This window comes from Streptomyces sp. Ag109_G2-15 (genome assembly GCF_900215565.1).
GTDB classification, from domain to species: Bacteria; Actinomycetota; Actinomycetes; order Streptomycetales; family Streptomycetaceae; genus Streptomyces; species Streptomyces diastatochromogenes.
On the sequence record NZ_OCNI01000001.1, the window covers coordinates 1,110,141 to 1,125,076 of the forward strand.

11 protein-coding genes are annotated in these 14,936 nt (G+C 71.7%); 2 read left to right on the forward strand and 9 right to left on the reverse strand.

Annotation, left to right across the window (positions count from 1 at the left end):
• Positions 1-94: 94 nt before the first annotated feature.
• The 5 genes from ilvC to CRP49_RS04620 all read right to left on the reverse strand — a co-directional run bounded on the left by ilvC (position 95) and on the right by CRP49_RS04620 (position 8,203).
• Positions 95-1,093 carry a ketol-acid reductoisomerase gene (gene ilvC, locus CRP49_RS04600; RefSeq protein ID WP_094220586.1) on the reverse strand — a complete coding sequence of 333 codons (999 nt, stop codon included), beginning with the start codon at positions 1,091-1,093 and terminating at the stop codon, positions 95-97.
• A gap of 120 nt (positions 1,094-1,213) precedes the next feature.
• Positions 1,214-1,738 carry an acetolactate synthase small subunit gene (gene ilvN, locus CRP49_RS04605; protein WP_097252258.1) on the reverse strand — a complete coding sequence of 175 codons (525 nt, stop codon included), beginning with the start codon at positions 1,736-1,738 and terminating at the stop codon, positions 1,214-1,216.
• A gap of 21 nt (positions 1,739-1,759) precedes the next feature.
• Positions 1,760-3,610, reverse strand: coding sequence for an acetolactate synthase large subunit (locus CRP49_RS04610; RefSeq protein ID WP_179851496.1), 1,851 nt, complete (start codon positions 3,608-3,610; stop codon positions 1,760-1,762).
• Positions 3,611-3,853: 243 nt separating this feature from the next.
• Entirely contained in the window at positions 3,854-6,874 is a 3,021-nt protein-coding gene (locus CRP49_RS04615; RefSeq protein WP_179851497.1) for a bifunctional diguanylate cyclase/phosphodiesterase, read from the reverse strand.
• A 375-nt stretch (positions 6,875-7,249) separates the two neighbouring features.
• Positions 7,250-8,203 carry a 2-hydroxyacid dehydrogenase gene (locus tag CRP49_RS04620; RefSeq protein WP_179851498.1) on the reverse strand — a complete coding sequence of 318 codons (954 nt, stop codon included), beginning with the start codon at positions 8,201-8,203 and terminating at the stop codon, positions 7,250-7,252.
• A gap of 74 nt (positions 8,204-8,277) precedes the next feature.
• Here CRP49_RS04620 and CRP49_RS04625 point away from each other — a divergent pair, with 74 nt between their 5' ends.
• Both CRP49_RS04625 and CRP49_RS04630 read left to right on the forward strand, forming a co-directional pair.
• Complete coding sequence (locus tag CRP49_RS04625; protein ID WP_097252262.1) at positions 8,278-9,276, forward strand: aldo/keto reductase; 999 nt, start codon at positions 8,278-8,280, stop codon at positions 9,274-9,276.
• Between the two features lie 40 nt (positions 9,277-9,316).
• Complete coding sequence (locus tag CRP49_RS04630) at positions 9,317-10,477, forward strand: PQQ-dependent sugar dehydrogenase (RefSeq protein ID WP_097252263.1); 1,161 nt, start codon at positions 9,317-9,319, stop codon at positions 10,475-10,477.
• Positions 10,478-10,498: 21 nt separating this feature from the next.
• Here CRP49_RS04630 and CRP49_RS04635 read toward each other — a convergent pair whose 3' ends face one another.
• The 4 genes from CRP49_RS04635 to CRP49_RS04650 form a co-directional block, all read right to left on the reverse strand.
• A complete protein-coding gene (locus CRP49_RS04635) occupies positions 10,499-10,711 on the reverse strand; it encodes a DUF6191 domain-containing protein (RefSeq protein ID WP_097252264.1) in 213 nt (70 codons plus the stop codon).
• Between the two features lie 37 nt (positions 10,712-10,748).
• The gene (locus CRP49_RS04640; protein ID WP_097252265.1) at positions 10,749-13,853 is read right to left on the reverse strand and encodes a helix-turn-helix transcriptional regulator; all 3,105 of its coding nucleotides are present in this window, start codon (positions 13,851-13,853) and stop codon (positions 10,749-10,751) included.
• 116 nt (positions 13,854-13,969) lie between these two features.
• Positions 13,970-14,161 carry a hypothetical protein gene (locus CRP49_RS04645; RefSeq protein ID WP_097252266.1) on the reverse strand — a complete coding sequence of 64 codons (192 nt, stop codon included), beginning with the start codon at positions 14,159-14,161 and terminating at the stop codon, positions 13,970-13,972.
• A 196-nt stretch (positions 14,162-14,357) separates the two neighbouring features.
• Positions 14,358-14,915 (reverse strand): hypothetical protein, encoded by a 558-nt coding sequence (locus tag CRP49_RS04650; RefSeq protein WP_097252267.1) that lies wholly within the window; start codon positions 14,913-14,915, stop codon positions 14,358-14,360.
• Between the last annotated feature and the right edge of the window lie 21 nt (positions 14,916-14,936).

The window sequence follows — 14,936 nt, forward strand, 5'->3', positions numbered from 1 at the left end:
GTCTTACGCCTCTGCGGAAGGATCACCCGTCCGTGGCTGGACGGGATGGACAAAGGGGGCCGGAGCAGTCTGCCCCGACCCCCTGACGTGGGGCTTACGCCTCCTCGTTCACCCAGCTCATCAGCTTGCGCAGCTGCTTGCCGGTGGTCTCCAGCAGGTGCTCGGAGTCCTGCTGCTTGTACTCGTTGTACTTCTTCAGACCGCCGTGGTACTCGTCCATCCAGGTCTGGGCGAAGGTGCCGTCCTGGATCTCGGCGAGGACCTGCTTCATCTCGGCCTTGGTGGCGTCGGTGATGATGCGCGGGCCGGTCACGTAGTCGCCCCACTCGGCGGTCTCGGAGACGGACCAGCGCATCTTCTCCAGGCCGCCCTCGTACATGAGGTCGACGATCAGCTTCAGCTCGTGGAGGCACTCGAAGTAGGCGATCTCCGGCTGGTAGCCCGCCTCGACCAGGGTCTCGAAGCCGGCCTTGACCAGGGCGGAGGTGCCACCGCACAGCACGGCCTGCTCACCGAACAGGTCGGTCTCGGTCTCCTCGGTGAAGGTCGTCTTGATGACACCGGCGCGGGTGCCGCCGATGGCCTTGGCGTACGACAGGGCCAGCGGGAAGGCGTTGCCCGTGGAGTCCTGCTCGACGGCGGCGATCGCCGGAACGCCGCGGCCCTCCTCGTACTGGCGGCGCACCAGGTGGCCCGGGCCCTTCGGGGCGACCAGGGCGACGTCGACGCCGGCCGGGGGCTTGATGAAGCCGAAGCGGATGTTGAAGCCGTGGGCGAAGAACAGCGCGTCGCCGTCCTTCAGGTTCGGGGCGATGGACTCCTCGTAGACCTGGGCCTGGATCGGGTCCGGGATGAGGATCATGATGACGTCGGCCTCGGCGGCGGCCTCGGCCGGGCTCACCACGCGCAAGCCCTGCTCCTCGGCCTTGGCCTTGGACTTGGAGCCCTCGTGCAGACCGACACGGACGTCGACACCGGAGTCACGCAGCGACAGGGCGTGCGCGTGGCCCTGGCTGCCGTAGCCGATGACCGCGACCTTGCGGCCCTGGATGATGGACAGGTCGGCGTCAGCGTCGTAGAACAGCTCGGCCACTTTGGGTTCTCTCCTTGGTGTGCAGGTTGTGCGTCCCACCGTATGCCGGTGAGGGGACGGAAAGTCTTCGGGTCTCGGCATACGGGCGACCGGCGCGGCGCCGACCGCCCGTATTCAGCCTTACGCGGATCGGTCGATAGCGCGCAGCGAGCGGTCCGTGATCGAACGGGCGCCGCGGCCGATCGCGATCGTGCCGGACTGCACCAGCTCCTTGATGCCGAACGGCTCCAGCATCTTGAGCATGGCGGACAGCTTGTCGCTGGACCCGGTGGCCTCGATGGTGACGGCCTCCGGGGAGACGTCGACGGTCTTGGCGCGGAACAGCTGGACGATCTCCACGATCTGGGAGCGGGTCTCGTTGTCGGCGCGCACCTTCACCAGAACGAGTTCGCGCTGAACGGCCGAACCCGGCTCCAGTTCGACGATCTTCAGGACTTCGACGAGCTTGTTGAGCTGCTTGGTGACCTGCTCCAGCGGCAGGGCTTCGACGCTCACCACGATCGTGATGCGGGAGATGTCGGCGTGCTCGGTGACGCCGACGGCGAGGGAGTCGATGTTGAAGCCGCGGCGGGAGAAGAGGGCGGCGATCCGGGCCAGGATGCCCGGCTTGTTCTCCACCAGGACGGAGAGCGTGTGCTTGGACATTTTCTTCTGCGTCTCTCTCGCTCAGTCGTCTTCGTTGTCGCCGAAGTCGGGGCGGACGTCCCGGGCTGCCAGGATCTCGTCGTTGGAGGTGCCGGCGGCGACCATCGGCCACACCATCGCGTCCTCGTGGACGATGAAGTCGATGACGACGGGGCGGTCGTTGATGGAGTTCGCCTCTTCGATGACCTTGTCCAGGTCCTCGGGGCGCTCGCAGCGGATCGCGTAGCAGCCCATGGCCTCCGACAGCTTCACGAAGTCGGGGACGCGGGTGCCGGCGCTCGGCTGCTTGCCGTCCGCCTCCGGGCCGCTGTGCAGCACGGTGTTGGAGTAGCGCTGGTTGTAGAAGAGGGTCTGCCACTGGCGGACCATCCCGAGGGCGCCGTTGTTGATGATGGCGACCTTGATCGGGATGTTGTTCAGGGCGCAGGTGGTCAGCTCCTGATTGGTCATCTGGAAGCAGCCGTCGCCGTCGATCGCCCAGACGGTGCGGTCCGGCCGGCCGGCCTTGGCGCCCATGGCGGCCGGGACCGCGTAGCCCATCGTTCCGGCGCCGCCGGAGTTCAGCCAGGTGGCGGGCCGCTCGTACTGGATGAAGTGCGCGGACCACATCTGGTGCTGGCCGACGCCCGCGGCGAAGATCGTGCCCTCCGGGGCGAGCTGCCCGATGCGCTCGATGACCTGCTGCGGGGACAGCGAGCCGTCCTCGGGCTGGTCGTAGCCGAGCGGGTAGGTCTCGCGCCAGCGGTTGAGGTCGCTCCACCAGGCGGTGTAGTCGCCCTTGTGGCCCTCACTGTGCTCCTTCTGCACGGCCTGGACCAGGTCGGCGATGACCTCGCGGGCGTCGCCGACGATCGGCACGTCGGCCGCGCGGTTCTTGCCGATCTCGGCCGGGTCGATGTCGGCGTGGACGATCTTGGCGTACGGGGCGAAGCTGTCCAGCTTGCCGGTGACGCGGTCGTCGAAGCGGGCTCCGAGGGCGACGATCAGGTCGGCCTTCTGCAGCGCGGTGACGGCGGTGACCGCACCGTGCATGCCCGGCATTCCCACGTGCAGCGGGTGGCTGTCGGGGAACGCGCCGAGCGCCATCAGGGTGGTGGTGACGGGCGCTCCGGTGAGTTCGGCGAGGACCTTCAGCTCGGCCGTGGCCTGCGCCTTGATGACGCCGCCGCCGACGTAGAGGACGGGCCGCTTGGCGGAGGTGATCAGCTTGGCGGCCTCGCGGATCTGCTTGGCGTGCGGCTTGGTCACCGGGCGGTAGCCGGGCAGGTCCATGGTGGGCGGCCAGGAGAAGGTGGTCTTCGCCTGGAGGGCGTCCTTGGCGATGTCGACCAGGACCGGGCCCGGGCGGCCGGTGGAGGCGATGTGGAACGCCTGCGCGATGACCCGCGGGATGTCCTCGGCCTTGGTGACGAGGAAGTTGTGCTTGGTGATCGGCATGGTGATGCCGACGATGTCCGCCTCCTGGAAGGCGTCCGTGCCGATCGACTTCGAGGCGACCTGGCCGGTGATCGCGACCAGCGGCACCGAGTCCATGTGCGCGTCGGCGATCGGCGTGACCAGGTTGGTGGCGCCGGGGCCGCTCGTCGCCATGCAGACGCCGACCTTGCCGGTGGCCTGCGCGTAGCCGGTGGCCGCGTGGCCGGCGCCCTGCTCGTGGCGGACCAGCACGTGACGCACCCGGGTGGAGTCCATCAGCGGGTCGTACGCCGGCAGGATCGCACCGCCGGGGATACCGAATACCGTCTCAGCGCCGACCTCCTCGAGGGAGCGGATGAGGGACTGCGCACCCGTGACGTGCTCAACGGGGGCGGACTGCTGTCCTCCGGATCGGGGCCGCGGCTGCGGATGGGCCCCGGTGGCCTGCTCGGTCATCGGCATTCTCTTCTCGATGCTGAGGGTTTTTGCGAGGTTTGTACGGTGTACGACTGCGGTACGACTGGTGCCTGTGCAACAAAAAACCCCTCGTGCCGTAGGGCAAGCGAGGGGAGCGCGCCGGTGTGGTCGCTGGGGGTTCCGGATCGTCCTCCGGTCGTTCCCAGCTCAGCCGACGCGCTGTCCAAGTACGAGAATTCGGGTGCGCATGGCACTGACCCTCCCCCCGACGCGCACCACGTGTCAAGTGGGTGGGACGGGAGTCTCATTATGTGAACGAAGGCCACTGCCACCTCCGAAGACGGCGGACACACCTCCGGTGTACACCCCTGATCCCCCACCCGCGAACGCCGGCTCGGCCGGGGCGTGCGGCACGGGATAATGACCGGATCCGAGCGCCCGGCGCAGCCGGTACTCGTCCAGCGGCCCCGCGAACGCCATGCCCTGCCCGTGGGTGCAGCCCATCGCGCGCAGCGCGACCACCTGTTCCGGCAGGTCGACACCCTCGGCGACGGACTGCAGCCCGAGATCGGCGGCGATGCGCAGCAGCCCGCTGGTGATCTTGTGCAGCCGCGCGGACTCCACGACACCGTCGACCAGGCCGCGGTCGAGCTTGAGGATGTCGACGGGGAGCCTTCTGAGGGCCGTGATCGCCGCGTAGCCGCTGCCGAAGCCGTCGAGCGCGATCCGCACCCCGAGCCGGCCGAGCGCGGTCAGGCGCCGCTCCAGCTCGTCCAGGGAGGCCCTGGGGTCGGTGTCCGACAGCTCGACGACCAGTGCGCCGGGCGGCAGCCCGTGCCGGGTCAGCAGCGCCTCCACGGAGCCGAGCGGACTCGAGCGTTCCAGCAGCCGCCGGGCACTCGTGCGGACGCACACCGGCACCACGGTCCCGGTGGCGGCCCGCTCGGCGGCCCGCTCCACGGCCTCCTGGAGGATCCAGCGGTCCAGCTCGGCCGTCTTGTCGCCGTCCTCGGCCACCCGCAGGAACTCGGCCGGGGTGAACAGCACCCCCTGGGAGGAGCGCCAGCGCGCCTGCGCGGAGACCGAGGTGATCCGGCCGCTCTCCAGGCAGACCACCGGCTGGTGCAGCAGCGCGAACTCGCCGTCGTGCAGCGCGGCACGCAGCCGGGTGGCCAGCTCCGCCTTGCGTACGACGTCCTGCTGCATCTGCGGCTTGTACAGCTCGACGCGGCCCTTTCCGGCCGACTTCGCGCGGTACATCGCGAGGTCCGCGTTGCGCAGCAGCTCGCCCGCGCCGAGGCCGGGTTCGGCGAAGGCGACCCCGATGGAGGCGTTGACGCGGACATCGTTGCCGCCGATCGCGTACGGCTGGGAGAGGGTCACCCTGAGGCGGTCGGCGAGCTCCAGGATGTTCCGCTCCCGGGCGGCACGGTCACGGGTGCCGTCCCCGACGATCAGGGCCGCGAACTCGTCGCCGCCCAGCCGGGACGCGGTGTCCCCGTGCCGGACCGCGTCCTGGAGTCTGCGGGCGGCCTGGACGAGCAGCTCGTCCCCCGCCTGGTGCCCGATCGTGTCGTTGACGGCCTTGAAGCCGTCCAGGTCGATGAAGAGCACGGCCGTACCGCGCAGGGCGGCGCCCCGGTCGGTGGCGCGGCGGCCGGACAGGGCCTGCTGGACGCGCTTGGTGAACAGTGCGCGGTTGGGCAGGTCGGTGAGCGGGTCGTGCTCGGCGTTGTGCTGCAACTGGGCCTGCAGCCGCACGCGTTCGGTCACGTCCCGGCTGTTGAAGATCAGGCCGCCGTGGTGCCGGTTGACGGTCGACTCGACGTTGAGCCAGCCGCCCTCGCCCGAGCGGAAACGGCACTCGATGCGGGTGGTGGGCTCCTCCGGCGGGCTGGCGGCGAGGAAGCGGCGCACCTCGTGCACCACGCAGCCCAGGTCCTCCGGGTGGATCAGAGCGGCCAGTTCGGTGCCCACCAGTTCCTCGGCGGGCCGTCCGTAGACCCCGGCGGCGGCCGGGGAGACGTACCGGAGGATGCCGTTGGGCGCGGCGATCATGATGACGTCGCTGGAGCCCTGCACCAGGGAGCGGAAGTGGTTCTCCGTCTGCGCCAGTTCCTGGGTGAGGGTGATGTTGTCCAGCAGCATGATGCCCTGGCGCATGACGAGCGCCAGCACGACACCACCCGCGGTGATCAGCACGACGTGGTCGGGCCGGCGGCCGTTGAGGACGTTGTACAGGATGCCCAGGGTGCACACGGCGGCGGCGAGGTACGGGGTGAGCGCGGCGAGGGAACCGGTGATCGGCCGCCCGGCCGGGTACCGGGTGTGCTCGCCGCCCGGCGCGGGCGCGGGCACATGGGGGTGGCCGGTGCCGCGCTGGCCGGGCACGTGCTCGTGGACCACGCGCGTGTGCCCGTCCGGTACGCGCCGTTCGTCGTCCTGTGCTCCCGGGCGCCGGGGGGCGGCCCAGGGGGCGTAGGCGAGCAGCAGTGAACCGGCGAACCAGCCCGCGTCCAGCAGTTGTCCGGAGTGGTAGCTGCTGTGCAGCAGCGGCGAGGTGAACAGCGCGTCGCACATCACGGTCAGGGCCAGCGCGCCGATCGCGGTGTTCACCGCCGTGCGGTTGCCCGGGGTGCGGCGGAAGTGGAGCGCGAGCACCATGCTGACGAGCGCGATGTCGAGCAGCGGGTACGCCAGGGACAGCGCGGTGTGCGCGACGCTCGGCCCGTCGAACCGGGCCGCCTGGGCGAGCGCGAGGCTCCACGACAGGGTGAGCAGGGAGCCGCCGATCAGCCAGGCGTCCAGCGCCAGGCAGATCCAGCCCGCCCGGGTCACCGGCCGTTTGGCGAGGACCAGCAGGCCCACGATGGCGGGCGGCGCGAAGCACAGGAAGAACAGGTCGGCGTAGCTCGGGCTGGGCACGGGGCGTTCGAGGACCACCTCGTACCACCCCCAGACCGCGTTGCCCAGGGCCGCCATCGCCGAGGAGAGTGCGAACAGCAGCCAGGCCGGCCGGAAGCGGACCCGCTGGCTGCGAGCGTAGATGAAGCAGGAGACGGCGGCGGCGCCCGCCGCGGCGGTCAGCCCGAAGTCGCCCATGATCAGCGCGAGCCGGCCTGAACCCCAGTCGAACATGGACCCGATGACGTAGACGCCGCAGGCCAGGGCGAGGACGAGCTGATGGACCAGTCGCCTCCCCTCGCCGGCGGCCGGCGGACGGGGTGGCAGCGGGGCCCCCGGCGGGTGCGGTGCGCGCAGCGCGCCGTCGAGGGTGGTGGTCACGGAGGGCGGCGCGTTCACCGGGGCCTCCCGGTCCGCGCCGCCCCCGGGTCCCGTGGGTCCCGGTGCGCATGCCTCCTGCGGCCGCCCGGCCTGCGGTGGTGGCTGCTGTGATGGCTCGTGTGATGGCCGCGTCTGCGCGCCGCCGTGCGCCAGGGTCGCCGTCGGCGGCTCCGCCGCGTCGGATCGTTCGTCCATAGGCCGTGCATCGCCCGTCGCCCCCCTCACAAATCTGAAATGTCCATCCCCGGCGCCGAACGTCACCGGCGCAGCCCCTGTCGGGACGATACACCAGTATCGTCACTCAGGGACATAGCTTCTCTACGCTCCGTGACGATCAACAGATGGGTGAGCACGGCCCGCGTTCGGAGGATTGCGGAGGGTACCGGAACCGGATTACGCCCCTGTTGTGAGGATCACGTTCCGCAGGGGCTCCTGGTTCACGAAGCGGTTCAACTGGTCCACGAGCAGCCGCTTGGCGCGCGGCAGGAAGGCCGACGTGGGCCCGCCCACGTGCGGGCTGATGAGCACGCCGGGCGCGTGCCACAAGGGGTGTCCGGGCGGCAGCGGCTCGGGGTCGGTGACGTCCAGGGCCGCCATGACGCGTCCGCTCTCCACCTCCGCGAGCAGCGCCTTGGTGTCGACGACGGCTCCGCGGGCGACGTTGACGAGCAGCGCTCCGTCCTTCATCCGGGCCAGGAATTCGGCGTCCACCAGACCCCGGCTCTCCTCCGTCAAGGGCGTGCAGAGGATCACGACATCGGCTTCCGGAAGCAGCGAGGGCAATTCGGTGAGCGGGTGCACCGGACCGCGCGCCGTGGTGCGCTGGGAGCGCGCGACGCGCGCCACCCGCGCTACTTCAAAGGGCACGAGCCGGTCTTCGACGGCGCTGCCGATGGCGCCGTAACCGACGATGAGGACGTTCTTGTCGGCGAGGGCGGGGTGGAACGCGCTCCGCCAACGCTCCTCCTGCTGCGCCCGGACGAACTCGGGGATGCCGCGCAGGGAGGCCAGGGTCAGGGTCAGCGCGAGTTCGGCCGTGCTCGCCTCGTGCACACCGCGCGCGTTGCACAGCCGCACGCCAGGCACGATCGCCGACAGCCGGGCGGTGACGTCGTCCACGCCCGCGGTGAGCGTCTGGATGACCTGAACGTGGGTCAGATGCTCCAGCGGGCGCACCTTGACCGGCCACCGCTTCATGTACGGCACCACGTACACGGCACAGTCGGCAGGGTCGCCGGGAAACTCCTGGTCGCCGCTCTCGCCCCCGTCCCAGAACAGGTACCGGAGCCCCTCGGGGAGCCCCTCGATCTCGTCCGGCGGGATGGGAAGCCACACGTCTGCACTCATGGCAGGAGGCTATGTCAGTCGTACAGGTGTGCAGAGGTTAGGTTGGGGGCCGGCAGAGGGAGGTTCACGAGCAGGTGGAGCGCAGGACGATCGGCGCGGGGGCGCTCGCGGTGGGGGCCGTCGGACTCGGGTGCATGCCGATGAGCTGGGCGTACAGCGGGTCCCGGCAGCGGGGCGACGAGTCGCTCAGAACCGTGCACCGGGCGCTGGACCTGGGCTCGACCCTCCTGGACACGGCGGACATGTACGGCCCGTTCACCAATGAGCTGCTGCTGGGGCGGGTGCTGAAGGAGCGGCGCGAGGACGCCTTCGTGTCGACGAAGGTGGGGCTGCTCGTGGGTGAGCAGCACATCGTGGCCAACGGCCGTCCGGGGTATGTGAAGCGGGCCTGCGACGCCTCGCTGCGGCGTCTGCAGACGGACGTGATCGACCTCTACCAGCTGCACCGCGCGGACCCCGAGGTCCCGGTCGAGGAGACGTGGGGCGCGATGGCCGAGCTGGTGCAGGTAGGGAAGGTACGGGCGCTGGGCGTGTGCGCGGTGGGTGCGCGCGGCGGGCGCCGCTCCGGGTCCCGGCTGCACGACACGACGCTGCGCCAGCTCCAGCGGATGCAGCAGGTCTTCCCGGTGAGCGCGGTGCAGGCGGAGCTGTCGGTGTGGTCGCCGGAGGCGCTGGACGGGCTGTTGCCGTGGTGCGCGGCGCGGGGCGTGGGCTTCCTGGCGGCGATGCCCCTGGGCAACGGCTTCCTGACCGGCACGCTCACCCCGGGCGAGGGCTTCGAGCCGGACGACGTCCGCGCCCGCCACCCCCGCTTCACGGCGGAGATGATGGCGGCCAATCAGCCGATCGTCGCCGGTCTGCGGCGTGTCGCCCGGCGGCACGGCGAGGACGTCACCGCGGCCCAGGTGGCGCTGGCCTGGGTGCTGGCCCAGGGCCGCCAGGTGATCGCGCTGCCCGGCACCAAGCAGCGGCGCTGGGCCGAGCAGAACGCGGCGGCGGCCGCGCTGCGGCTGACCGCGCAGGATCTGGCGGAGGTGTCGCGGCTGCCGGCGGCACAGGGATCCTGGGACTGACAGGGCGCGCCTGTCGCCGGGTCACCGCCTCGAAGGGACCATGATCGTGCAACGTCGAGTTGTGACGGCCGTGTTGGCCGCGACCGCGCTCCTGCTCACGGCGGGCTGTTCCTCCGGCAGCGGTGGCTCGCCGGACGGTCGCGGGAGTACGACGTCACCGGGCGCCGCCGCCTCCTCCGCCCGGGCCACGGAGTCGGCCGCTCCGGCCAAGGGCTCGGTGAAGGTGCTGCGCACGGTGGCCGAGGGCCTGAAGTCACCGTGGGGCCTGGCTCCGCTGCCCGACGGCGGTCTGCTGGTCTCGTCCCGTGACGAGGGGACGATCGTCCGGATCGACGAGAAGACGGGCCGGAAGACCGAGCTGGGCCAGGTCTCCGGGGTCTCCCCGGCCGGCGAGGGCGGCCTGCTGGGCATCGCCCTGTCGCCCGACTACGCCTCGGACCACATGATCTACGCCTACTTCACCTCGGCCTCGGACAACCGCATCGTGCGGATGCTGTACGACACGCAGAAGCCGACCGGCGAGCAACTGGGCGCCCCGGACACGATCTTCAAGGGCATCCCCAAGGGAATCATCCACAACGGCGGCCGGATCGCCTTCGGCCCCGACGGGATGCTCTACGCCGGCACCGGCGAGAGCGGCAACCGGGGCCTCGCACAGGACAAGAAGTCCCTGGGCGGCAAGATCCTCCGACTGACCCCGGAGGGCGAGCCGGCCCCGGGCAACCCCTTGCCCGGGTCCCCGGTGTACTCGTACGGCCACCGGAACGTCCAGGGCCTGGCCTGGGACTCCAGGCAACGCCTGTTCGCCTCGGAGTTCGGCCAGGACACCTGGGACGAGCTGAACGCGATCAGGCCGGGCGGCAACTACGGCTGGCCGGACGCGGAGGGCAGCTCCTCGAAGCCCGGCTTCCAGAACCCGATCGCCCAGTGGCACACCGACGACGCCTCCCCGAGCGGCATCGCCTACGTCGACGGCGTCATCTGGATGGCCGCCCTCAAGGGCCAGCGCCTGTGGCGCATCCCGCTGCAGGGCACGAAGGCCTCGGCCGCCCCCCAGGCCTTCCTCACCGGCGAGTACGGCCGCCTGCGCACGGTGGTCGCCGCGGGCGGCGACAAGGTGTGGCTGGTCACGAGCAACACGGACGGGCGGGGGACGCCGAGGAAGGGGGACGACCGGGTGCTGGAGGTGGAGGTGAAGTAGCTCCCCGGCTCATCCGTGGGCTCACTCCTCGTCCCCCGGCTCCTCGTCCCCTGGCTCCGCTTCCGGGGAAGGCGGAGCGGGCCGGCGTACGACGACCTTTCCCGAGGCGAGGTCTATGGGTCCCCGGCTCGGGTCGTTGTCCCCGACGTCCTCCCGGGTCAGCTCCAGGCGCTTCTCTTCGTCATGGGTGTGCTTGCGACTGGGCGCGAACAGTTCCTCGAAGGCGTTGAACACGGCTTCTCCCCCCTGCCGGTTTCCTCCAGCGTACGGCTCAGCCCGGCGTCCGGGCCGTGACCGGCTCGGCCGGGAACAACCCCATCCGATGCGCCACCGCCGCCGCCTCGCCCCGGCCCGCGACACCCAGCTTGGACAGGATGTTGGAGACGTGGACGCTCGCGGTCTTCGGGGAGATGAAGAGTTCCTCGGCTATCTGGCGGTTGGTGCGGCCGGTCGAGACCAGGCGGAGGACGTCCCGCTCCCGGTTGGTGAGGCCGAGGCTCTCGGCGGGGTCGAGGGCCTGGCGGGGGACGGGGGTCCCGCCGCGCGAGCGAAGCCGAGCGTCGGGGAGGGTGAGGGTGAGCCGGGCGCGCTGGGCGAGCAGGGCGACGGCCTCGGCGAGCGGGCGGGCGCCCAGGTGGTCGGCGACCGCCCCGGCCAGGCGGAGCAGCTCCGTGGCACGGTCGCGTTCGTCGTCGCCGGCGGCCTCTTCGAGCAGGGCCTGGGCGAGCCGGCGGCGGACCCGGGCCAGGTCGTAGGGGCGGTCCAGGCACTCGAAGTCGGTGACCACGTCCGACCAGACCGCGGCGGTGTCGGTGCCGTGGGCGCGGTGCAGTTCGGCGCGGGTCCAGCGCTCGTAGGCGTCCCAGACGGGTGCTCCGGTGGTGAGCTTCCGTGCGGCTTGGGTGAGCCTGTCGAGGACGTCGGCGCGGCCGTCGGCCGCCACGGGCAGGGCGCGGGCGTCGGCCTCGGTGGTGGCGGCGGCCAGCAGCAGGGGCCAGCCGTAGCGCTGGGTGCCGGGCGGGAAGCCGACCTCCAGAGCGCGGTCCAGCTCGGCCCGGGCGTCGAGGATCCGGCCCTCCTCGGCGGCGACACCGATGGCGATGCGGGCGATGGGCAGCAGCTGCTGGGGCATCGGGTCGTGGGTGCCGTAGTGGGTGTGGGAGATGGCCAGCTGGCGGCCGGCCTCGGCGGCGTCGCCCCGGGCGAGGGCGATGTGCGCGAGGCGCAGCGCGCCGGAGCCCCGGGGCTTGGCGCTGGCCGCGGAGCCCAGGGCGCCCGACGCGGCTTCGGCGGCCTCGTCCCACTGGCCGAGCGCGTACAGCGAGTCGGAGAGGTTGCCCCAGATCCACGCCTCGGAGTCCAGCAGCCCGTACTTGCGGGCGAAGGCGATGCCCTCGCGCAGGATGGGCACCGCTTCCCGGGAGCGGCCGACCGACTCCAGCTCGGAGGGCAGGTTCACATGAGCCCGGCCCGCGACATGGGCCACGCCTTCCTGCAGCGCGGTCTCCATCACCCGGGCCGTCTCCGCCAGCCCGGCCTCGACGTCACCCGCGTCGACCATCAGGCAGCCGAGGGTGATGCGCGCGTTCAGCTCGATCTCACGGGCGCCCACCATCCGCGCGTACTCCACGGCCCGTTCGGCGGCGGCGAAGGCCTCGGGGCCGGGCCGGTGGAGCATGGACCAGCCGGCCACGTTGGCCAGCACGTCGGCGTGCACCTCCGAGGGCGGCAGACCACGTACCAGGTCCTGGGCGTTGGCGAGTTCCGGCCAGCCGTCGCCCCGGGCCAGGGCCTGGACCAGCCGGGAGCGCTGCACCCAGAACCAGGCAGCGCGCAGCGGGTCCGGCTCGTCCTGGAGGAGCCGCAGCGCCTTCTTGGTGATCTTCAGGGCGCGTTCGCGCTCCCCGCAGAAACGGCCCGCGACCGCCGCCTCCGCCATCAGGTCGAGGTAGCGCAGCGGGGTGGTGGCCGGATCGCAGCCGCTGGGGGTCCCCCCACGCCTTTCGGGCAGTGGGGGAGGGTAGACGTCGGTGTAGTCGACCGGGCGCAGGGCGGCGCGTACCTGGTCGGGGGCGGAGTCCCACAGCTCCATCGCCCGCTCCAGGAGCCGCAGTTGCTCGGTGTAGGCGTGCCGGCGGCGGGCCACGACGGAGGCGTCCAGGACGGCGGGCAGGGCCCGGGCGGCGTCGTGGGCGTGGTACCAGTAGCTGGCCAGGCGCATCACGCGCGCGTCGGCGGGGACGAGGGTGGGGTCGGTCTCGACGGCCTCGGCGTAGCGCCGGTTGAGCCGGGAGCGTTCGCCGGGCAGCAGGTCGTCGGCGACGGCCTCGCGGACCAGGGAGTGCCGGAAGCGGTAGCCGTCACCGCCGGTCGTGGCGGTGAGGATGTTGGCACCGACGGCGGCCCGCAGCGCCTCGATGAGGTCGTCCTCGGCGAGCTGGGCGACGGCGGCGATCAGCCGGTACTCGACGGTGGAGCCGCCCTCGGCGACGATCCGGGCGACGCCCTGGGCGCTCTCGGGCAGCGCCTCGACCCGGACCAGGAGCAGGTCGCGCAGTGAGTCCGTGAGCCCGGTGCAGCAGCCCTCGGTGGCGGCGACGGCGAGTTCCTCGACGAAGAAGGCGTTGCCGTCGGAGCGTTCGAAGATGTCGTCGACCTGGGCCGGGTCGGGTTCGGTGGCGAGGATGCCGGCGATCTGGCGGGCGACCTCCTCGCGGGTGAAGCGGGCGAGTTCGAGGCGGCGGACGGTGCGCAGCCGGTCGAGTTCGGCGAGCAGGGGGCGCAGCGGGTGGCGGCGGTGGATGTCGTCGGCGCGGTAGGTGGCGAGGACGAGGAGGCGGCCGGTGCGCAGGGTCCGGAAGAGGTAGGCGAGGAGGTGGCGGGTGGAGGCGTCGGCCCAGTGCAGGTCCTCCAGGACGAGCACGACGGTGTGCGCGGCGGCGACCCGCTCCAGCAGCCGGACGGTGAGTTCGAACAGGCGGGCCATGCCCTGCTCGTCGTGGCGGCTGGAGGTCGACTCCCCCAGCTCGGGCAGCAGCCGGGCCAGTTCCTCCTCCTGTCCGGCGCCGGCGGCGGCGAACTCCTCGGGCAGGGCGTCGCGCAGGGCCCGCAGCGCGGTGGAGAAGGGGGCGAAGGGCAGCCCGTCGGCGCCGATCTCCACACAGCCACCCACGGCGACGACGGCACCGCGGCGGCAGGCGGCCGCGGCGAACTCCTCGACGAGGCGGGTCTTGCCGACCCCCGCCTCTCCGCCGAGCAGCAGCGCCTGAGGCTCGCCCGCGGCGGCACGGGCGAGCGCGTCTTTCAAGGTGTCCAACTCGTCGGTGCGGCCGACGAACACGGGACTGACGGACCTGGTCTCCACGGGCCCGAGCATCGCACGAGGTCCGGACGGTGGTGCACCCGTTTTCCACAGCTCCGGTGCGATGGTCGTACGAATCTGGGGCAGAGGACGGCCGACCCCCGTGCGGCCGCCCTCTGCCCTCCCCGCGCTCACGCGGTGCGCGGGAGCCGGTGCCGGCGGGGGCGGTCGGTATGGGTCTCGGCACCCGCGGTGCTGTGCAGTGCGGCCTCCTCCCGGCGCGCGGTGCGGCGGGAGCGCCGGACCTGGCGGGCGAGGCGCTCCTGTGCGGCCTCCTCGCGCAGCTGGGCGGAACGCATCCGGTGGAGTTCGTACTCGAACATGGCCTGTCCTTCGGGAGAGGTGGTTTCGTGCTTCGCTTTCTGCGATGCCTCCACCTTCGTCTCCCAGGGGGGTGCGCCACATCGGGAGAGTTCCGCATCTTCGCGCGCGTGGCGGGCCGTTGACGCGCCTAAGGGGCCTCAGAGGCTCCGTAAGGTACCTACGGATTCCCTAAGGCCCCCTGCGACCTGCGGTTTCTCAGCCCGTCGAGGGCAGGGCGAGGAGCGCGTCGGAGTACTTCAGGATGGCCAGGAGCAGGCCGATGACGCCGAGCGAGACGCCCGCCCAGGCAGCCGACTTGATCCAGGCGGCCTGCGGCCGGCCGGGGGCGCCGAACGCGGGCCGGGCGAGCACGACCACGCCGGTGATCAGCGCGGCCAGCGCGAACAGGCCGGCCCACAGGGCGGTGGTGTGCCAGGCGTCGCCGTAGACCTCCTTGACCTGCTTGGCGACGCTCGCCGTGGACGAGGTCTGGAGCTGGCCGACCAGGGTCTCGCGGGCGGCGGCGACCGTGCCGATCCAGCCGCCGCTGAGCGAGACCAGGCCCAGCGCGGCGGAGACGACGGCACCGGCTCCCTGACCGACCCCGGAGGGGGTCTTCTCCTGGGGTGCCTCCTCGGACTCCTGGGTTACCTCTTCGGACTCCTCGGGCTCTTCGGTCAGCTGCTCGGCCGCTTCCGCACCGTCCGCTTCGGTGTCGACGGCCGCCGTCTGCTCGTCGTCGGTCTTGGTGACGTCCTCAGTCTTCGTTGCCATGCCCGGCACCGTACGGACGCT